This is a genomic window from Pseudomonas cimarronensis, from assembly GCF_049331905.1.
Classification (GTDB): Bacteria; Pseudomonadota; Gammaproteobacteria; order Pseudomonadales; family Pseudomonadaceae; genus Aquipseudomonas.
This window is the reverse complement of sequence record NZ_CP186283.1, coordinates 909,108-929,298: the sequence shown is the minus strand read 5'-3', so window position 1 is coordinate 929,298 and position 20,191 is coordinate 909,108. Positions and strand designations below refer to the sequence as shown.

Sequence of the window (20,191 nt, the reverse complement as noted above, 5' to 3'; positions counted from 1 at the left end):
TCCTTAGATCAGGAAACTTAAGCCCACGCTAAATAGCAGCAGGGCAAACAGACGCTTGAGCAGGCGCGGCGACAGTTTGTGCGCCAGACGTGCGCCGACACGGGCAAAGTACATGCTGGGGATGGCAATACCGACCAGCGCCGGCAGGTAGACGAAACCCAGACTCCACTCCGGCAGCGCGGGTTTATCCCAGCCCAGCCAAATAAAACTCAGGGCACTGGCGATCGCAATCGGCAGGCCGCAAGCCGAAGAAGTAGCCACCGCCTGCTGCATCGCCACACTGCGCCAGGTCAGAAACGGCACAGTCAGCGAACCACCGCCAATCCCGAAAATCGCCGACGCCCAGCCAATCACTACACCCGCCACCGTCAACCCTGGCTTGCCTGGGACAGTGCGGCTGGCTTTGGGTTTCAGTTCCAGGGCCATTTGCACGGCAATAATGATCGCGAACACGCCGATGATCTTCTGCAACAGCGGCCCCTGAATCGCCGCGGCGGTCACCGCGCCAAGCCCTGCGCCGAGCAGAATGCCCAGGGTCATCCAGGCAAATACCGGCCACAGTACGGCGCCTTTACGCTGATGCTCGAGCACCGAGTTGATCGAGGTGAAGATTATGGTGGCCAGCGAGGTGCCCACTGCCAGATGCGTCAGAACCGCTGGATCAAAGCCCTGCGCGGCAAAACTCAGCACCAGCACCGGCACGATGATAATGCCGCCACCTACGCCAAACAGCCCGGCCAGGGTTCCAGCGGCAGCGCCCAAAATCAAATACAGCAGCAGTTCCATCAGCACCCCCGCAAACAATCCGGCATGGTAACGGATGCAGCGCTCCGGACTCTACTTTGGGCGATGGATGTAAGCCTGGGCTTTGCGTAAAGTGCCGGGACTGCTCCTGGAATAGAACCCTGTGCGCCCAACCCTGTACCTCAAGCTGAGCTGCAACCAGATGCACCTTAGCCACCTGCAAAGCGGCCGCGAACTGCATCTGCAGGCCGATCCGGCCTTCAGCAATCAGCGCCTGCTGGTGGCGGACTTTGCGGCGGCGCAGCAGCTGTTGCAGCGTGGCATCGCGGAGTTGTTACCGCATCGTTTCCTGCGCCTGAGCCGGCCTCCGCAGCTGTTGATTCAGCCACTGGAGCACCTTGAAGGCGGCCTGTCACAGGTCGAAGAACGCATTCTGCTGGAACTCGGCCTGGGCGGCGGTGCGCGCAAAGTGCGCTTGCACCTGGGCGCGGAACTGGACAGCGCTGGCGTCATCGCCAAGCTGCGCGGCTGAAGCATGTGCCTGATTGCCCTGGCCTGGCGCCCCGGCCACGCCCAACCGCTGCTGGTAGCGGCCAACCGTGATGAATTCTATGCCCGCCCCAGTCAGGCTTTGGCCGAGTGGCCGCAAAGCCCTGGACTGTTTGCCGGGCGTGACTTGCAGGCTGGCGGCACCTGGCTGGGCATCGGCCCTGGCGGGCGCTTTGCTGCTCTGACCAACATCCGCGACCTCAGCCTGCCGCAGGGCGCTCGCTCGCGGGGCGAACTGCCGGCGGCCTTTCTCACCAGCGCCCTGAGTACCGAGGATTTCCTTGAGCAGCTACGCACAGAGCGCCAGCACTACAGCGGCTTCAACCTGCTGCTGGGCGACGGCCAGCAGCTTTGCCATTTCAACTCGCGCTCCGGCCACACCACCCTGCTCAGCCCAGGTGTCCATGGTTTATCCAATGCCGACCTGAACACGCCCTGGCCCAAGCTGCAGCGGCTTACCCAGGCCCTGCACAACGCACTTCCCGACGCACAACCGGATCGCCTGCTGCACCTGCTGGCCGACCCCACTCCAGCCGCCGATGCCGACCTGCCCGACACCGGTATCGGTTTGCCCAGCGAGCGCCTGCTGTCGAGCATCTTTATCGCCAGCCCGGCATACGGCACACGCGCCAGCACCGCGCTGATCGTCAACGCCGATGGCAGCCGCCACCTGTACGAACGCAGCTTTGGCCCCGAGGGCAGTCTTCTGGGAGAGGTGGAACTGTACTGCTGATAACGGGCTATCCGCCCGCCAGACAGGTCACTCGGCCGGCAGATCAAGGCTAAACAACGGTGCCGCTACGGTTGGATCATCCGCATCGGTCACTAGCAACAGGCGACCCTCGGCCTGAAAGGCCAGCCCCTCGATCTTCACCACCGGTTGCAGGCACAGCAGTTGGTTGATGGCCCACTGTTGATCCAAGCGACCCAGCACGCTGCCAAGGCAAGCGCCATCGCGATAGCTGGAGTCCGTATCCTCAGCCGTGGCACTGAAATACAGCACCCCGCCTGGGCTCAAAGCCAGGTCGGTGAGGCTCAGGGCTACGCCATCCAGCTCAGGCAGCACTAGCGGCACGATCTGCTGCAGACCGACAGCCGTCAGCTGGCCACGCGCCAGATCAGCCAGTACCGCCGTCAGCTCGAGGCATACCAGGGCATTCTCGCGGCCGCGCCCATTGCCGCGCTGCGCCAGCAACAACTGACCCTGATAGACCAGCGCGCCTTCGATATTCAGCGCCTGGAAATGCGCGCCCAACACCTGATACAGGGGCTGCAGATTAATCACCTGCACCTGCTCACCAGACACCAGGCAGGCGCGACAGCGCGCCGCCGTCGAGCCCGAGCCGAGCGCCAACAGGCGCCCGTCAGGCAGGTGCAGCAAGGCTTCAAAATCAGGCTTCTGGGCTTTGCGCTGCTGCGGGTCAGTCGGCAGTTCTCCCGGCAACAACTGCAGCTCAGCTTGCCAGGCGCCAGCGAGGTCATAGCGCTGTAACGTCAGCGCGTCATCGGCCAATACCCAGAACTGTTCGCCGCGGCAGACCAGCGCACTGGCTGCCGACAGGCGCAGGGTCGCCAACGGGTGCAGTGGCAGGCTATCGGTGAGGCTCAGCACGCGGCACTCAGGCCTGAATATCCGACGCTGGGTTGATCATGCGGCCCAGGCCGAGGTTGCGCAGGGCCAGCTGCAGGGTGCTGTGAATCACCTGCGGGTTGTCGATGCTCATGACCTGGCTCAGCAATTCCTGGGCCTTGCCCAGGCTGAGCTGACGCAGCAACCATTTGACCTTGGGCAGGTTGGTGGCGTTCATCGACAGGCCGTCAAAGCCCATGGCCATCAGCAGCACGGCGCACGCCGGGTCACCAGCCATCTCACCGCAGATGCTTACCGGCTTGCCTTCAGCATGGGCGCCGGCCACCACGATGCGCAGCGCTTGCAGCACAGCCGGGTGGAGGAAGTCGTAAAGATCAGCGACGCGCGGGTTGTTACGGTCAACAGCCAACAGGTATTGGGTCAGGTCATTCGAGCCGACCGAGAGGAAGTCGACCTGGCGTGCCAGCTCGCGCACCTGATAGACCGCCGCGGGAATCTCGATCATCACCCCAATGGGAGGCAGCGGCACATCAGTGCCTTCATCGCGCACCTCGCCCCAAGCGCGATGAATCAGGTGCAGCGCTTCTTCCAGTTCCTGAATGCCGGAAATCATCGGCAGCAGGATGCGCAGGTTGTTCAGCCCCTCGCTGGCCTTGAGCATGGCACGCGCCTGCACCAGGAAGATTTCCGGGTGGTCGAGCGTCACGCGGATACCGCGCCAGCCAAGGAAGGGGTTGTCTTCCTTGATCGGGAAATAGCTCAGCGCCTTGTCGCCGCCAATGTCCAGGGTGCGCATGGTCACCGGCAGCGGGTGGAAAGCCTGCAACTGCTCGCGATAGGTCGCCAGTTGCTCCTTCTCGCTAGGGAAACGCTCGTTGATCATAAACGGCACTTCGGTGCGGTACAGGCCGACACCTTCGGCGCCGCGCTCCTGGGCACGTTTCACATCAGCGAGCAAACCGGTGTTGACCCACAGTGGCATACGGTGGCCATCCAGGGTCTCGCAGGGCAAGGCGCGCAACGCATCGAGCCCCTGCGCCAACTGCCGCTCTTCCTCGACTACATCGCTGTACTGCTTGCGCAGCACTTCGCTGGGGTTGGTGAACACTTCACCGTGGTAACCGTCGACGATCAGCTGGATGCCGTCGATCTTCGAGTACGGCAGGTCAACCACACCCATGACCGTGGGGATACCCATGGCCCGGGCGAAAATTGCCACATGCGAGTTGCCCGAGCCCTGCACCGAGACCAGGCCGACCAGCTTGCCTTCCGGCACCTCGCCAAGCATCGCTGGCGACAGCTCTTCGCTGACCAGAATGCAGTTGTCCGGATAGACCAGGGTCTGCTGACGCGCCTGTTGCAGGTAAGCCAGCAAGCGCCGACCCAGGTCTTTGACGTCACTGGCGCGTTCGCGCAGGTAGGCATCGTCCATCAACTCGAAGCGATTGACGTGCTCACTGACCACATGACGCAACGCGCCCTGGGCCCACTGCCCGGTACGGATAACCTTGACCACCTCGTTACCCAGGGCGGCGTCTTCCAGCATCATCAGGTAGACATCGAACAATGCGCGCTCTTCTGGGCGCAGCTGGGTGGCCATCTTCGCCGACAGTGCGCGCATATCGGCACGCACACCTTCCAGGGCATTGTTGAACAGGGTCAGTTCGGCGGCGATGTCATCGACCGTCTTGTCCGGCACCACGTCCAGATCCGCCGGCGGCAAGACCACCACGGCAGTGCCCACGGCGGCGCCTGGTGAGCCGGGCACACCGATAAACTTGGCTTCTTGAATACCCTTGCCCTGCCGGCCCAGACCGCGGATCGAGCCGGTGGCCTCGGCGTGGGCGATAACCCCGGCGAGCTGCGCGCTCATGGTGACCAGGAAGGCTTCTTCGCCCTCATCGAACTGGCGCTGTTCTTTCTGCTGAATGACCAGTACGCCCATCACCTTGCGGTGGTGGATGATCGGCGCACCAAGGAAGGAGGCGTAACGCTCCTCGCCGGTTTCGGCAAAGTAGCGGTAGCGCGGGTGTTCGGAGGCGTGTTCGAGGTTGAGCGGCTCTTCACGAGTGCCGACCAGACCGACCAGGCCCTCGTTGGGCGCCATGCTGACCTTGCCGATGGCTTTCTTGTTCAAGCCTTCGGTGGCCATCAGCACGAAGCGATTGCTTTCCGGGTCAAGCAGGTAGACCGAGCAGACCTGGCTGCCCATCGCATCGCGCACCCGCTGCACGATAATGCCCAGCGCTGCCTTGAGGTCCTTGGCGGCATTTACTTCCTGGACAATCTTGCGCAGCGTATTGAGCATGCTTGGCTCAGCCTGTTGTCAGTCCCGCGCCAGAAGGCGCGGAGCGAGTTCCTTGAGGGCGCGACGGTAAACCTCGCGCTTGAATGTCACCACCTGGCCCAGCGGATACCAGTAACTGACCCAGCGCCAGCCGTCGAATTCCGGCTTGCCGGTCAGATCCATACGCACGCGGTTCTCATCGCCAGTCAAACGCAGAAGGAACCACTTCTGTTTCTGCCCAATGCACAGCGGTTGGCTGTGCGTGCGCACCAGACGCTGAGGCAGACGATAACGCAACCAGCCCCGGGTGCAGGCGAGAATTTTCACATCCTGCTGCTCCAGGCCCACTTCTTCGTTCAATTCGCGGTACAGCGCCTCTTCCGGCGACTCATGGTCATTGATCCCACCTTGTGGGAACTGCCAGGCGTCCTGGTTTATCCGACGCGCCCACAGCACCTGGCCAACATCATTGGTCAGAATGATGCCGACATTGGGGCGAAAACCATCGGAATCGATCACGGCACACAACCTCGTAAACGCCTGACTTTAAGACATGCCGGCATTGTTCCACAAAGGCCGCGGCAGCAGCAACGCGAGCGTCCCGCGTAATAGGATTGACCTATAAAAGCCGTTATTCTGAGCGCCTTTCGTGGCTGGCAATTAAAGGTGCTCCCGTGCGTTTGGCTTTATTCGATCTCGACAACACCCTGCTCGGTGGCGACAGCGACCACGCCTGGGGCGATTACCTGTGTGAGCGCGGCATCCTCGACGGTATCGCCTACAAGGCGCGTAACGATGACTTTTATCAGGACTACCTGGCGGGCCGCCTAAACATCACCGACTACCTGAATTTCAGCCTGGAAATCCTCGGCCGCACGGAAATGGCCCAGTTGGCGCAGTGGCACCGCGAGTTTATGCGCGATTGCGTCGAGCCGATCATCCTCGCCAAGGGCGAAGCCCTGCTCGCCGAACACCGCGAGGCCGGCGACAAGCTGCTGATCATCACCGCCACCAACCGCTTCGTCACCGCGCCGATTGCCGCACGCCTGGGCGTCGACACCCTGCTGGCCACCGAGTGTGAAATGGCCGACGGCCGCTACACCGGGCGTACCACCGATGTGCCGTGCTTCAAGGAAGGTAAGGTCACCCGCCTGAACCGCTGGCTGGCGGAAAGCGGCCTCAACCTCAACGACAGCTACTTCTACAGTGACTCAATGAACGACCTGCCGCTGCTGGAGCAAGTCACCCACCCCTTCGCTGTCGACCCGGACCCGAAGCTGCGCGCCGAAGCCGAACAACGCGGCTGGCCGGTGATCTCGCTGCGCTAAACTGACTACAAATAAAAACGCCGCCTGATCAGGCGGCGTTTTTGTTGAGGTGTTGATCAGGCCGGTTTGGCGCCCATCAGGCCCATGATGACCAGCAACAGCAACATAATCAGGCCAGCATAGGTCGCGCAGAAACCCAGCAAACGCTTGGGTGCCGGTGCACCATTCAGTGCTTGCCAGGCACCCAGACGGCCCGCCAACAACAGTCCGATCAGCATCAACACAGCGAACAGCACACTACTCAACAGCAACCAGGTCTGACTCAGCGGCCAACCGACAAGATCAACCAGCAACCAACCGGTGACCGGCAGGCTCAGAGCCAAAAGGCCAAGCACCGGCAGACTGATCAGCCGAGTGCGCTTGAGCTTGCGCTGCAGCACAGCGTTATCGCCGCTGCGTGAGGCCTTCCAGAGCATAAACAGGTGCACGGGCACGCCAACCAGCAGGAGAATGCCAGGCAGCATGTGCAACATTTTCAGCAGCGGGTAGTGTTCCATCGATTCAGTCCTACCGGGTTTCCGGCTTATCCAAGAAAGAGTTTGTACGCCGGATTATCGCTCTCATCCCAATAGGGATAACCGATGGCTTCCAGCGCCGCTGGCACAAGATGGCGCTCCGCGTGCGGCACTTGCAGACCCGCGACCACGCGACCATCGGCCGCGCCGTGGTTGCGATAGTGGAACATCGAGATATTCCAGCGCCCACCTAATTTCTGTAAGAAATTGAACAGCGCGCCCGGACGCTCAGGAAACTCGAAACGGTACACACACTCATCCGGCACCGCCGCGGCATGACCGCCGACCATATGGCGGATATGCAGTTTGGCCAGTTCGTTGTCAGTCAGGTCCAGCACCGGGAAGCCCTGGTCACGCAGGCCCTGCACCAGCGCCGCACGCGGGTCGCTGTCCGGGTGGGTCTGCACGCCGACGAAGATGTGCGCTTCCTTGTCCTCGTGATAGCGGTAGTTGAACTCGGTGATCTGCCGCTTGCCGATGGCCTCGCAGAACGCTTTGAAGCTTCCTGGCTGCTCGGGGATGGTCACGGCGATGATCGCCTCGCGCTTCTCGCCCAGTTCGGCGCGCTCAGCAACGTGGCGCAGACGATCGAAGTTGACGTTGGCGCCCGAGTCGATACCCACCAGCACCTGGCCGCTACAGCCTTCGCGCTCCACATACTTCTTGATCCCGGCCACGCTCAGCGCGCCGGCCGGCTCGGTGATCGAACGGGTGTCGTCGTAGATATCCTTGATCGCCGCACAAATCTCGTCGGTACTGACGGTAATCACCTCGTCAACATGGTCCTTGCACACATCGAAGGTGTGCTGACCGATCTGCGCCACCGCCACACCATCGGCAAACAGCCCGACCTGCGGCAATACCACGCGCTCGCCAGCGGCCATGGCGGCCTGCAGGCAGTTGGAATCGTCCGGTTCGACACCGATGACCTTGATTTCCGGGCGCAGGTATTTGACGTAGGCGGCGATACCCGCGATCAGCCCGCCGCCGCCCACCGGGACGAAGATCGCGTCGATGGCGCCCGGCTGCTGACGGAGGATTTCCATGGCCACGGTGCCCTGGCCGGCGATGGTGTGCGGATCATCGTAGGGGTGGATATAGATGTAGCCCTTCTCGTCCACCAGTTTCAGCGAATAAGCCAGCGCTTCGGGAAAACTGTCGCCATGCAGCACCACTTTGCCGCCGCGCGAGCGCACACCTTGCACCTTGATCTCCGGGGTGGTCTTGGGCATCACGATGGTCGCCTTGACCCCCAGCACCTTGGCCGCCAGCGCCAGGCCCTGGGCATGGTTGCCGGCCGATGCAGTGACCACGCCACGCGCCTGCTCTTCTGCGGAGAGCTGCGCCAGCTTGTTGTAGGCGCCGCGAATCTTGAACGAGTACACCGGCTGCAAGTCTTCGCGCTTGAGCAGAATCTGGTTGCCCAGGCGCTCGGAAAGCTGGTTGGCGGCTTGCAGCGGGGTTTCCACCGCCACGTCATAGACGCGCGAGGTGAGGATCTTCTTGACGTACTGTTCGAGCATGGCGGGCATCGCAGGCGGTTTTTCAGGGAGTCCGCGAGTCTACCCCAGCGTTGCGCCGAACGACCATACAAGCAGACCACGCGAGAGCTACTGCGCTCGGTGATGCGGCGTTAAAAACAGGCTCGGAATGCTCATGTACAACAGCACACTCCGCTTCCTCGCCTCTTTTTGCCTTGCCTGACCTTCGCTCGCTACGCTCTCACGCGGTCTGACAGGCAGGGTTTTAACGTCGCCGGCGCAGCCGCGCTATAATTCGCGCCTTTCCACCACTCCCACACCAGGCCTTAAAGATGAACCAGGATCAACTCAAGCAAGCCGTCGCCCAGGCTGCCGTCGACTTTATTCTTCCCAAACTCGACGCCAAGAGTGTGATCGGAGTCGGCACCGGCTCCACCGCCAACTGCTTTATCGATGCCCTGGCCAAGCACAAGATGGAATTCGACGGCGCCGTGGCCAGCTCCGAAGCCACCGCCGCACGCCTCAAAGGCCATGGCATTCCGGTGTATGAGCTGAACACCGTCAGCGACCTGGAGTTCTATGTCGACGGCGCCGACGAGAGCGACGAGCACCTCAACCTGATCAAGGGCGGTGGCGCGGCCCTGACTCGCGAGAAGATCGTCGCAGCTGTGGCACAGACCTTTCTCTGCATCGCCGACGCCAGCAAGCTGGTACCGGTGCTCGGCGCCTTCCCACTGCCGGTGGAAGTGATCCCGATGGCGCGCAGCCATGTGGCGCGCCAGCTGGTCAAACTCGGCGGCGATCCGGTGTACCGCGAAGGCGTGGTGACCGACAACGGCAATATCATCCTTGATGTATTCAACCTGTCGATCACCAACCCGGTGGAGCTGGAAACCCAGATCAACGCCATTGTCGGCGTGGTCACCAATGGCCTGTTCGCTGCACGCCCGGCCGACCTGCTTCTGCTGGGTACAGCCGAGGGCGTAAAAACCCTCAAACGCGCCTGACGTCTGCTGCGGCTAGGGCTGGCGGCTGTGCAAAAATGGATCAAGTCGGCAGACAGCCCGCGCCCTTGGCGTCATGCTGCCGGCAGTGCTTAGCAGGTCGTTAACACGTCATCAGGATCATCAGGGAGTTTTATGTCCGCATTCGTCTCGTCCGCCCATGATCGCCAACTGGAGCTCGCTGATCTGCTGCGTGAACTGGTCGCCCAGGGTCGAACCAGCCAGGACAATGCTGAACAATGCCTGGCGATTCGCCGCAGTGCGGTCAACAATAAACAGCACCCACTGGAATTTCTTGCTGCGCAGCAACTGGACGACCTGACAAAACCCGGCAAGAAGCTTGAACTGGAAGACCTGACCATCTGGCTGGCAGAACAATCCGGACAACCGTACCTACGGATTGACCCATTGAAGATTGATGTCGCGGCCGTGACCCCTTTGATGTCCTACGCCTTCGCCCAGCGCCACAAGATTCTCGCCGTGGCGGTGGACAACGACAGCGTGACCATCGCCAGCAGCCAACCACTGGTACACAGCTGGGAAGCCAACCTGATCCACGTGCTTAAGCGCCCAATCAAGCGCGTGGTGGCCAGCCCGACAGAGATTCAGCGCTTTACCGTGGAGTTCTACCGCCTGGCCAAGTCGGTCAGCGGAGCATCGGCCGGTGATATGAAAATCAGCGGGGCCGGCAACTTCGAGCAACTGCTGAATCTCGGCGCCCAGGATCAGGAGCCCGATGCCAACGACGCGCATATCGTCAATATCGTCGACTGGCTGTTCCAGTACGCTTTCCAGCAGCGTGCCAGTGATATCCATATCGAGCCGCGCCGCGAACAAGGCAGCGTGCGTTTTCGTATCGACGGCGTGCTGCACACCGTCTATCAGTTCCCGCCGCAAGTGACCATGGCGGTAGTCAGCCGCCTGAAAAGCCTGGGGCGGATGAATGTCGCAGAAAAGCGCAAGCCGCAGGACGGCCGGGTGAAGACCAAGACCCCGGACGGCGGTGAAGTCGAGCTGCGCCTGTCGACCCTGCCCACCGCCTTCGGCGAGAAGATGGTGATGCGGATCTTCGACCCGGAAGTGCTGCTGAAAAGCTTCGATCAGCTGGGTTTCTCTGCCGACGACCTGAAACGTTGGCAAAGCATGACCAGCCAGCCCAACGGCATCATCCTGGTGACCGGTCCTACCGGCTCGGGCAAGACCACCACGCTGTACACCACGCTCAAGCAGTTGGCGACTCAAGAGGTCAACGTCTGCACCATCGAAGACCCGATCGAAATGATCGAGGGCGCGTTCAACCAGATGCAGGTGCAGAGCAATATCGACCTGACCTTCGCCAGCGGCGTGCGCGCGCTGATGCGGCAGGACCCCGACATCATCATGGTCGGCGAGATCCGCGATCTGGAGACCGCCGAGATGGCGATCCAGGCTGCACTCACCGGCCACTTGGTGCTCTCGACGCTGCACACCAACGATGCCCCTAGCGCCATCACCCGCCTGCTGGAACTGGGCGTGCCGCACTACCTGCTCAAAGCAACCCTGCTCGGCGTGATGGCGCAACGCCTGGTGCGTACCCTGTGCCCGCACTGCAAGGCGCCACAAACACTGGACGAAGACGGCTGGCAAAGCCTGACCAAACCCTGGAGCGCGCCACTGCCGACCCAGGCCTGTCGCGCTGTCGGTTGCCTGGAATGCCGCGACACCGGCTACCGTGGCCGCGCCGGGGTGTATGAAATCATGCTGATCAATGACGCGATGAAGCCGCTGATCACAGCCGACACCGACCTGATTGCACTGCGTCGACACGCGTTCAAGGAAGGTATGCGCAGCCTGCGCCTGTCAGGTGCGCAAAAGGTTGCCGCCGGCCTGACCACCATCGAGGAAGTGCTGCGGGTGACCCCGCAGAGCGAGCAGAAATAACCTTAATGATCTGCTGCGCGTCGGCCCTACTGCGTTGAAAACAGGCTCGGAATGCTCATTTACATCAGTAAACTCCGCTTCCTCGCCTGTTTTCGCCTTGTATGGCTCTAGCTCGCGAGATCATGAGCAGGCTCTCAGCCTTCACCGACACGACTCAGCGCCGCCACCCGCTGCGGCTTGCACTGCAGATAGGCCGATGCTTGCAGCAAGCGTTGATTAGAGTGCCAGGCAAAGAGAAACTGCCCGCCCTTGAGCTGGTCGACCACCATCCGCGCCACCTCCGGGCGCACTGCCGGGCAACCCAGGCTACGGCCGATGCGGCCATGTTTCTGCACCCAGCGCGGGCTGACATAAGCCGCGCCGTGGATGACGATGGCGCGCTCACGGGCCAGGTCATTCAGTCCAGGCTCCATACCATCCATACGCAAGGAATAGCCATGTTTGCCGCGGTAGCTTTCTGCCGTGCGGAACAGCCCCAGACTGGTCTGATGGCTACCCAGGCGATTGGAGAACACCTCGGCAAAGTTCTCCCCGGATTTGCGCCCGTGGGCGACATAATCGCGCAACAGCAGACGCTTGCGCTGCAGGTCAAATATCCACAAACGCCGCTCGGTGGAAGGCCGCGAATAATCGATTACGGCGAGACGATGCGCCGGATCAGCGCCATGATTGACCGCACACTGCATGGCCGCCAGGGCATGCTGCAGCGCCTGCTGATTGAGCCCTGGGGCAATCCGCGCCAGATCCCTGAACAGCCCATCCTGCTCTGCCGCCGTCGCCGACCAGGGCATGCAAGAAAGCCAAAAACCGATCAGGCAGAACCTACCAAGACGTCCAAACATTGCGCAAATACCTCGAGTACCTTCGGACGTCCTGTCACAAGATCCACCCCTGGCCCGCCTATACTGGCTTCGGCCAAGTTGTTCTTAGCCCATGGAATGGAGCAGTAGATTGTTCAAAAAACGCACACTCTACCTGAGCGCCGCCCTGCTCACCCTGCCATTGGTCGCCAACGCCACCGATGCGCCCTTCGCCAGCAGCGTCGATTTTCGCCCATTACTGGCTGAGTTGACGCAGCGCTGCAGCCCGTTACCGACAAGCCTAGACGAGAACGCACAACACATGCTGCAGGCTTTTTATGCGCAGCGCGACGGCCAACCCGCCTGGCAGAGCAGCGAACAGTTGCTGCAATTGCGCGAGCAACTGACGCAACTGGCTGATGATGGTTTGCAGCCCAGTGACTATGCGCTGCCCAGCCTGGGTGCGGAACGCTCCGCCGAGCAGCGCGACTGCGCCGAACTGCTGACCAGCCACAGCTACCTGCAGGCCCTGCTGCACCTGCGCCGTGGTCGTTTACTGCAACAGCGCCTGGAACCGCTGTGGCAGGCTCCAGGGCAAACCAACCCGGACCCGCAACTGGCCGCCCTGTCGCTCGCCCTGTTGCACCTGCACACACCAGCCCTGGCCTTTGCCGGCGCGCGGCCAGCCACCGTGCAATACCAACGGCTGCGTAACGCCTATGCGCAACAACGCCTACAGCCACTGCAGACGTGGGCAACGCTGGCCAGCGGGCCACTGCTCAAACCCGGCGGCAAGGATGCGCGACTGCCAGCTTTGCGCGCACGCCTGATCGCCCAGGGCTACCTGGCTGCACCGCAAGAAGAACTGGGCAGCACCTATGATCTGGCGACACAAAGCGCCCTGGAGAACTTTCAGCGCGACCACGGCCTTAACCCGGATGGCATCCTCGGCCCCGCCAGCCTGAGCGAGCTGAATATCAGCGCACAGCTGCGCCGCGAGCAACTGTGCGCCAATCTCGAACGCCTGCGCTGGCTGGCCGGCTCAATGGGCGATGCCGAAGTGCTGATCAATATCGCCGCCGCCGAAATCCAGGTACGGCGCAATAACCAGCTGCTCTGGCGCAGCCGCACCCAGGTCGGCCGCGCCGAACGGCAAACGCCGTTTCTCGCCTCCCGCATCGTGCGGCTGACCCTCAACCCGACCTGGATCGTGCCGCCGACCATCCTGCGTGAAGACAAACTGCCGGCCATTCGCGACGACATCGGCTTTCTGCAACGCCAGCAGATGAGCGTGCTAGACCGCGACGGCAACCTGCTCGACCCGCATAGCATCGACTGGGAAAACCCAGGCGCGATTCGCCTGCGCCAGTCAGCCGGCAGCCATAATCCGCTCGGCCGCGTGGCCGTGCGCTTCGACAATCCATTCGCGGTCTATCTGCACGACACCCCCAGCCAACAGCTGTTCAGCAAAGCCCCACGTGCGTTCAGCTCCGGTTGCGTACGGGTCGAGGCCGTCGACACCCTGCTCGCCTGGCTGCTCAGCCCGGATGAGCTGAGCAGCGTGCAAACGCGCATCGCCAGCGGCGAAACCCAGCAATACCGCCTGCAGCATCCGGCGCCGCTGCTGATCGCTTACTGGACGGTCGAAGCCAGCCAGGACGGCGCCCTGCGCTACTACCCGGACATCTATGGGCGCGACGCGCGCCTGATCAAGGCCCTGGCGCCAAGCGTGCACTGATCGGCAACAATGACCGTTGATCGGTGCACTCTGTAACGCCATCGACAGCAGCGCCAACGCCAACTGTGCTTAGATACCTGAACAGCCAATCCGCAGACCAAAACCCGCCAAGGAGCTACATCACATGGAAATCGGCAGCGTCATTTTTCTCTTTGTCGGCCTCGCCGTCGCCATCGTCTTTATGGGTTTCAAGGTTGTACCCCAAGGGTTCGAGTGGACCGTGGAGCGCTTCGGCCGCTACACCAACACCCTTAAACCGGGCCTGAACATCATCGTGCCAGTTATGGACAAGATCGGCCGCAAGCTCAACGTGATGGAAAACGTGCTGGATATTCCGCCGCAGGAAGTCATCACCGCCGACAACGCCACGGTACAGATCGACGCCATCTGCTTCTTCCAGATCATCAACGCGGCGCAGGCCGCCTACGAGGTGAACAACCTTGAGCACGCCATCCGCAACCTGGTGATGACCAATATCCGTACCGTGCTCGGTTCCATGGAACTGGACGCCATGCTCGGCCAGCGCGATGCGATCAACGAGCGTCTGCTCAAGACCGTGGACGAAGCCACCGCACCCTGGGGCATCAAGATCACCCGGATCGAGATCAAGGACATCAGCCCGCCCGCCGACCTGATGGCCGCCATGTCCGGGCAGATGAAAGCCGAACGGATCAAGCGCGCACAGATTCTCGAAGCCGAAGGCCTGCGCGCTGCCGCCATCCTCACCGCCGAAGGGCAGAAACAGGGCGATATTCTCAAGGCCGAAGGTCAGCGCCAGGCCGCGTTCCTCGAAGCCGAAGCGCGCGAACGTGCCGCCCAGGCCGAAGCTGAAGCCACGCGCATGGTGTCCGAGGCCATCGCCAGCGGGAACGTGCAGGCGGTCAACTACTTCGTCGCGCAGAAATACATCGAAGCCCTCGGCCAACTGGCCAGCGCCAATAACAGCAAGGTTGTGCTGATGCCGCTGGAGGCCAGCCAGATGATTGGTGCGGTCGGCGGTATCGGCGAAATCGTCAAAGCCACTTTCGGTGAGCAGAAGGGTTAAGTGATGTGGGACTTCTTGCAGCACCTGTCGTACTGGAACTGGCTGGCCCTGGGCACCCTGTTACTGATTCTTGAAGTGTTCGGTGCCGGTGGCTATCTGCTGTGGATCGGCCTGGCCGCCGCCAGCGTCGGCCTGCTGACCTTTATCTTCCCCGGCCTGCCCTGGGCGGCGCAGTTCATCCTGTTCGGCCTGCTTTCGATACTCACCGCCGTGTTCTGGTGGCAACGTCAGCGCAGTGCGGCGAAGCCTTCCGACCAGCCGGGGCTGAACCAGCGCGGCAGCGAATTCGTCGGCCGCACTTTTGCCCTGCATGAAGCCATCCATGAAGGGCGCGGTAAGATAAAAGTCGGTGATTCATTGTGGTTGGTCAGCGGTCCGAATCTACCGGCGGGCACACCGGTGCGCGTGGTGGGGCAGGACGGCGTGGTGCTCAGGGTCGAAGCCGAGCAAGCGACCTGACAGGCGAACCGGCACTGGCGGACAACACCCAGTGCCGGTTTGCTGCCCGTCACTCAGGCAAGGCGTAAACCTTGAACAGCGCCTTGACCACCTCCCCCGGCTCACCGAAGTAGCGGCTGTAGATTTTCTCCAGCTCACCTGAGCGCTGGGCTTCGCTCAGGGCCGTGTCGACCAACAGGCGGAAGTCTTCGTCACCACGCATTAAGGCCATCGCCACCGGGGCGTACTCGTAGATTCGCTCCAGCACCTGCATGGCACTGGCATCCTCACGCTTGGCCAGGTAATTCTTCAGCAGCATGCGTTCAGAAAAGAACGCATCGGCCTTGCCCTCGGCCACCAACTGCACACCTTCCTCCTGACTGCTGACGGTCACCACCGTCGCGACAACCCCCAGCATGCGTTGCTGCTTGCGAACCCAGGCCTCTGTGGCTTCGCCCTGTTTAACCGCGTAGGTGTGGTTGGCCAAGCCGCGATTGACCGTGGCGCGCCAAGTCGGTCCGCTGTGTGCAACCTCACCGTTGAGCACGTTGAGCAAAGCCTCGGGCGCATCCTTGCGCACCAATACCGCCAGGCCGGCGGTGTAGATGGGCAGGGAGAAACTGACGTGCTTACGCTGAGTGAGGCTTTCCACACTGGGTGAGCAGAGCAGGTCGAGCGAGCCGTCGCGCACGGCGCTCAGCGCCTGTGTCGCCTTCGCGGGCTGATAGCGCACCTGCAGCGCAGGCAGGTTCAGCTGGGTTTTGACCTGTTCGACCACCTTCTCGCACAGCTCAATGGCATAGCCGCCGACTTCACCGTTCTGCAGGCTGCTGAAGGGGGCAATGTCGTCGATGTAACCCAGATTGAGCGTGTTGCTGCTTTCGATGCGCTGCAAGGTATTGGCGTGGGCCACAGACGACAGCGCCAGGAGGCAGGCCAGCAGCAGGTTGCACGGATGACACAGGTGAATATTCATATCCATATCCCCAGATTCAAAGGGTTTACCGGCCATTACGCCTTACCGGGCGCGGGTTGCTCAGCGACAAAACGCTTGGCGATAAAGCCGTACAGCAGGTAGCCCAGCGCCAGCACCAGCATCGCGCCGAACACCGCATCCTTGCCCGAGGCATACAGGGCGTAGAAGCAATAGACCATGGCCATCATCAGCACCACGAGGTTGCGCGTGTACACCGCCGCGCTGACCCGCGCCTTGTACATGATCACCAGCAAGCCGGAGAGCGCCGTGACATAGGGGATCAGGTTGGTGACGGCCGCCAAGTTGACCAGCTTGCTGAACTGCGCGCTGGCATTCGGCGAGATGGTCGACAGTGCCAACAGGGTTTGCAGCACCCCGCACACGATCATGCCGATCACCGGGGCATTGGCCGCCGTGACCTTGCCGAACAGCTTGAGGAACATGCCCTGGTCCGCCGTGACCTTGGCCGTTTGCGCCAAAGTGAACTGCCAGCCCAGCAGCGAGCCGATACAGGCCATGACAGCCAGGCCCATGATGATGTTGCCAATAAAGGGGTTGAACATCTGCGCATAGACATAGGCAAATGGCGCGCTGGAGTTGGCCAGCTCGGCATTCGGCACAATGCCCTGAATCACCGTGGTCGACAGCACATACACCACCGCCGCGCCGAGGGTGCCGAACAGGCAGGCCAGCGGCACATTGCGCTCGGGATTTTCCACCGCATCGGAGTTCTGCGCCGCCGATTCCATGCCGAGGAAGGCCCACAGGGTCAGCGGAATACTCTGCGCAATGGCATCGCTGATCTTCAGGCTGTGCGGGTTCCAGGCATCCTTCAACACCGCAGAGTCAAACCAGAACCAGCCGATCACACTGAGCCCCGCCACCGGAATGATCACCCCCCAGACAGTGATCGCGCCAATTCTGCCGGTGATACGCGGGCCGCCAAAGTTGGCCACTGTGGTCAGCCAGATCAGCCCGACCGTGCCGACAAACAGCGGAATCGCGCCACTGCCCAGCCAGGGGAAAAACGGCGTGAGATAACCCACCGCAGAAATACCGATGGCCACGTTGCCGATGGCCAGCGAAAGGAAATACAGAAACGAACAGAGGAAGAACGCCGACTTGCCGTGCGCCTCCTCGGTATAAGCCGACATACCGCCTGAGCGGTGGCAGTAGATGCCGCACTGGGCGAAACAGTAGGCAATGGCCATGGAGCCGACTGCAGTGATGATCCACGACAGCAGCGAAACCGCGCCCAACTGGGCCATGCTCGACGGCAACATGATGATGCCCGAGCCCATCATGTTGACCGCCACCAGGGTGGTGAGCCCCACCAGGCTCATCTTCTTGCTTGACTCAGCCATCGACCTCTCCTTGTTCTGTGCGTGGCACTGGCCGCAACCAGCAGCCAAGGCTGCCGGCCGGGAGTGGCTAAGGGTTACTGTTTGACCACATAGACCCGGTACGTCAGCCCACCCTGACCATCGCGCTCAATCTCGACGCCATGGTTGTCGTGCTCGAAACCGGGGAAATGGCTGTCGAACAGCTCCATCGCCAGCAGGTAATCGATGATCGCCTGCTTGTCCGCGCCAGCCTTCTCGCCCGGCATCATCAGCGGAATGCCCGGTGGATAGGGCACGATTTGCACGGCCACGGTGCGGTCCAGCATGTCACGCACGGCGATCTGCTCAATCTGGCCTTTCACCAGTTTGGCAAACGTCGCCCGCGGCGAACTCACCACATCCGGCAGCAGGCTGAAGGCGGCGTCCATGTTGTGCAGCAGCTTGGAGGCGAGCATGTCCTGGTGCATCGCGTCGGCCAGGTCCTTGAGGCCCATACCGGCGTAACGCTCGCCATGGCTAGCGACCAGCTCAGGCATCACCAATTCCAGCGAGACGTTGCTGTCGTAGTGCTTCTTGAACTCCATCAGCCCGGCAACCAGCGAGCCCCATTTGCCCTTGGTTACGCCCAGGCTGAACAGCAGCAGGATGGAATACGGCTCGGTCTTTTCCACCACGATGCCACGGCTGGCAAGGAACGACGACACCAGCGGCGCCGGAATACCGCTGGTCTCCATCTGCCCTTCCAGGGTCTGCCCTGGGGTCAGCACGGTGACCTTGATCGGGTCGAGCATGCAGTAGTCACGGCCCAGGTCGCCAAAGCCGTGCCAGCTGGCGTTCGGCTTAAGCACCCAGGCATCGCCCTGGCGCAAGGTCTGCGGGTCGAGGTCGGCAAAGGGCACGCCGTTGACCTCATCCGGTTGCCACACACCAAACCACCAATCCTGCGGCTTGCGCTTACGCACCTCATTCCCCAGGCGCACCATGGCCTGGCGGAAGGCAATGGCTTCGCCGATGGACTCATCGGTGAGGTACTCGCCGGCATCGTCCATCATCTTCGCCGACACATCGGTGGAGGCAATGATGCTGTACTGCGGCGAGGTCGAGGTGTGCATCATGAACGCCTCGTTGAACAGCGCCGGCTTGACCGGCACCTTGCCCGAACGGATATGGATCATCGAGGCCTGCGACAACGCCGCCAGCAGTTTGTGGGTCGAGTGGGTAACGGTCACCGTGGCGTCATCGGCATGCCGTTCGCCACGGTGCATGCCGTAGCGGCCTTCATACAGCGGATTGAAGCGCGCGTAGGCATACCAGGCTTCGTCGTAGTGAATCCGCTCGACGCTCTGGCTCAGTTCGCGAGTGGTGGTCTGCACGTTGTAGCAGAGGCCGTCGTAGGTCGAGTTGGTCAGCACCGCCAGTACCGGACGGGCCTGCTTGTCGGTCATCAGCGGACTTTCAGCGATTTTCTGCGCCACTGCCTCGGGCGTCAGCTCGCTGCGCGGCACCGGGCCGATCAGCCCGCGTGCATTACGCCGTGGTCGCAGGTACAGCGGCACCGCACCGGACATATTCAGCGCGTAGTTCAGCGACTTGTGGCAGTTGCGGTCGACCAGCACCGCATCGCCATCGGTGACCGCCGAGTGCAGGACGATCTCGTTGCTGGCTGAACTGCCACCGACCGAGAAGAAGGTGTAATCGGCGCCAAACACCCGCGCGGCATTCTTTTCCGCCTCGGCAATCGGCCCGGAGTGGTCATTCAGCGAACCCAGCTCACCCACCGACACGCTGAGGTCGGAGCGCAGCATCTGCTCGCCGTAAAAATCCAGAAAACTGCGCCCCACAGCGGTCTTCATAAAGGCCGTGCCGCCGGTATGCCCCGGGGTGTGCCAGGAGTATTCATGGGTGTCGGCGAAGTTCACCAAAGCACCGAAAAATGGCGGCAGGATGCTGTCCAGATAACGCCGGGCAGCAGCTTCGATGCGGCCGGCGACAAACTCCGGGCTGTCTTCCGGCTGCCAGATAAAGCCGTCGATATTTTCGACAAACTCCAGCGGCACGCGGCTCTGATGCGCCTGGCTCATGCCAAGCATGATCGGCAGCTGTGCGGTGCGCTGGCGGATCAGCTGAATCAGGTGCAGCGCCAACGGCAGGTTTTCCTCACACAAGCCCCAGCCGAGGATGACGCAGCAATAGGCCGGATCGGCGCGAAAGGCGATTTCCGCGTCATCCAGCGAGCTGACCCGCTCAACCGCCAGGCCATGTTGCTGCAAGGCCCGACCAACCGCCTCGGCGCTGCGCAGCACGATGCTGTCCGGGTGCTCCAGGGTGTTGACCACAATCAGCACCGGGTAACGCTGGGCCAGGGATGCCGGCAACGGCACTTTCGCATGACTCATGATGAACTCCTTGTAATAGACCTGATGGGTGCCAAG

The 20,191-nt window shown here is 61.9% G+C and carries 18 protein-coding genes; 8 read left to right on the top strand and 10 right to left on the bottom strand.

From position 1 onward, the window contains the following. Positions 1 to 3 precede the first annotated feature (3 nt). Positions 4 to 786: a sulfite exporter TauE/SafE family protein gene (locus ACOCLD_RS04390; RefSeq protein ID WP_422910991.1), complete on the bottom strand. Its 783-nt coding sequence runs from the start codon at positions 784 to 786 to the stop codon at positions 4 to 6. Between the two features lie 121 nt (positions 787 to 907). On the opposite strand from ACOCLD_RS04390, the gene ACOCLD_RS04385 reads away from it, so the two are divergent. Beyond that, positions 908 to 1,276 carry a hypothetical protein gene (locus tag ACOCLD_RS04385; RefSeq protein WP_422910990.1) on the top strand — a complete coding sequence of 123 codons (369 nt, stop codon included), beginning with the start codon at positions 908 to 910 and terminating at the stop codon, positions 1,274 to 1,276. Positions 1,277 to 1,279: 3 nt separating this feature from the next. Next, complete coding sequence (locus ACOCLD_RS04380; protein WP_422910989.1) at positions 1,280 to 2,026, top strand: NRDE family protein; 747 nt, start codon at positions 1,280 to 1,282, stop codon at positions 2,024 to 2,026. 27 nt (positions 2,027 to 2,053) lie between these two features. Here ACOCLD_RS04380 and ACOCLD_RS04375 read toward each other — a convergent pair whose 3' ends face one another. The 3 genes from ACOCLD_RS04375 to ACOCLD_RS04365 are packed head-to-tail and all read right to left on the bottom strand — an operon-like array spanning position 2,054 to position 5,690. Then, positions 2,054 to 2,905: a DUF6929 family protein gene (locus tag ACOCLD_RS04375; RefSeq protein ID WP_422910988.1), complete on the bottom strand. Its 852-nt coding sequence runs from the start codon at positions 2,903 to 2,905 to the stop codon at positions 2,054 to 2,056. A gap of 7 nt (positions 2,906 to 2,912) precedes the next feature. Beyond that, the gene (ptsP, locus tag ACOCLD_RS04370; RefSeq protein WP_257776710.1) at positions 2,913 to 5,192 is read right to left on the bottom strand and encodes a phosphoenolpyruvate--protein phosphotransferase; all 2,280 of its coding nucleotides are present in this window, start codon (positions 5,190 to 5,192) and stop codon (positions 2,913 to 2,915) included. Between the two features lie 18 nt (positions 5,193 to 5,210). Continuing rightward, positions 5,211 to 5,690 (bottom strand): RNA pyrophosphohydrolase, encoded by a 480-nt coding sequence (locus ACOCLD_RS04365; protein WP_257776708.1) that lies wholly within the window; start codon positions 5,688 to 5,690, stop codon positions 5,211 to 5,213. Between the two features lie 155 nt (positions 5,691 to 5,845). Between ACOCLD_RS04365 and ACOCLD_RS04360 the strand changes: the two genes are divergently transcribed. Further along, positions 5,846 to 6,499, top strand: a complete 654-nt coding sequence (locus tag ACOCLD_RS04360) for an HAD family hydrolase (RefSeq protein WP_422910987.1) — start codon at positions 5,846 to 5,848, stop codon at positions 6,497 to 6,499. A 56-nt stretch (positions 6,500 to 6,555) separates the two neighbouring features. Here the strand turns inward: ACOCLD_RS04360 and ACOCLD_RS04355 are convergent, their stop codons facing one another. Together ACOCLD_RS04355 and ilvA are read right to left on the bottom strand one after the other, a co-directional pair. Next, the gene (locus tag ACOCLD_RS04355) at positions 6,556 to 6,996 is read right to left on the bottom strand and encodes a DUF2269 family protein (protein WP_422910986.1); all 441 of its coding nucleotides are present in this window, start codon (positions 6,994 to 6,996) and stop codon (positions 6,556 to 6,558) included. Positions 6,997 to 7,022: 26 nt separating this feature from the next. Further along, positions 7,023 to 8,537, bottom strand: a complete 1,515-nt coding sequence (gene ilvA / locus ACOCLD_RS04350; RefSeq protein ID WP_422910985.1) for a threonine ammonia-lyase, biosynthetic — start codon at positions 8,535 to 8,537, stop codon at positions 7,023 to 7,025. 290 nt (positions 8,538 to 8,827) lie between these two features. On the opposite strand from ilvA, the gene rpiA reads away from it, so the two are divergent. Further along, positions 8,828 to 9,502, top strand: a complete 675-nt coding sequence (gene rpiA, locus ACOCLD_RS04345; protein ID WP_422910984.1) for a ribose-5-phosphate isomerase RpiA — start codon at positions 8,828 to 8,830, stop codon at positions 9,500 to 9,502. A gap of 132 nt (positions 9,503 to 9,634) precedes the next feature. Next, complete coding sequence (locus ACOCLD_RS04340; protein WP_422910983.1) at positions 9,635 to 11,419, top strand: GspE/PulE family protein; 1,785 nt, start codon at positions 9,635 to 9,637, stop codon at positions 11,417 to 11,419. 134 nt (positions 11,420 to 11,553) lie between these two features. Here the strand turns inward: ACOCLD_RS04340 and ACOCLD_RS04335 are convergent, their stop codons facing one another. Beyond that, positions 11,554 to 12,261: a murein L,D-transpeptidase catalytic domain family protein gene (locus ACOCLD_RS04335; RefSeq protein WP_422910982.1), complete on the bottom strand. Its 708-nt coding sequence runs from the start codon at positions 12,259 to 12,261 to the stop codon at positions 11,554 to 11,556. A 109-nt stretch (positions 12,262 to 12,370) separates the two neighbouring features. Between ACOCLD_RS04335 and ACOCLD_RS04330 the strand changes: the two genes are divergently transcribed. The 3 genes from ACOCLD_RS04330 to ACOCLD_RS04320 all read left to right on the top strand — a co-directional run bounded on the left by ACOCLD_RS04330 (position 12,371) and on the right by ACOCLD_RS04320 (position 15,461). Beyond that, on the top strand, positions 12,371 to 13,957 hold the full coding sequence (locus tag ACOCLD_RS04330) for a L,D-transpeptidase family protein (RefSeq protein WP_422910981.1): 1,587 nt from the start codon (positions 12,371 to 12,373) through the stop codon (positions 13,955 to 13,957). Positions 13,958 to 14,081: 124 nt separating this feature from the next. After that, the gene (locus tag ACOCLD_RS04325; protein WP_392541119.1) at positions 14,082 to 15,002 is read left to right on the top strand and encodes an SPFH domain-containing protein; all 921 of its coding nucleotides are present in this window, start codon (positions 14,082 to 14,084) and stop codon (positions 15,000 to 15,002) included. 3 nt (positions 15,003 to 15,005) lie between these two features. Then, positions 15,006 to 15,461 carry an NfeD family protein gene (locus tag ACOCLD_RS04320; protein WP_422910980.1) on the top strand — a complete coding sequence of 152 codons (456 nt, stop codon included), beginning with the start codon at positions 15,006 to 15,008 and terminating at the stop codon, positions 15,459 to 15,461. 49 nt (positions 15,462 to 15,510) lie between these two features. On the opposite strand, the gene ACOCLD_RS04315 is transcribed toward ACOCLD_RS04320, so the two are convergent. From ACOCLD_RS04315 to ACOCLD_RS04305, 3 genes are all read right to left on the bottom strand, one after another. Then, positions 15,511 to 16,416: an amino acid ABC transporter substrate-binding protein gene (locus ACOCLD_RS04315; RefSeq protein WP_422910979.1), complete on the bottom strand. Its 906-nt coding sequence runs from the start codon at positions 16,414 to 16,416 to the stop codon at positions 15,511 to 15,513. A 35-nt stretch (positions 16,417 to 16,451) separates the two neighbouring features. Beyond that, positions 16,452 to 17,780, bottom strand: coding sequence for a putrescine-ornithine antiporter (gene potE / locus ACOCLD_RS04310; protein ID WP_422910978.1), 1,329 nt, complete (start codon positions 17,778 to 17,780; stop codon positions 16,452 to 16,454). A 74-nt stretch (positions 17,781 to 17,854) separates the two neighbouring features. After that, on the bottom strand, positions 17,855 to 20,155 hold the full coding sequence (locus ACOCLD_RS04305; protein ID WP_422910977.1) for an Orn/Lys/Arg decarboxylase N-terminal domain-containing protein: 2,301 nt from the start codon (positions 20,153 to 20,155) through the stop codon (positions 17,855 to 17,857). Positions 20,156 to 20,191: the final 36 nt, after the last annotated feature.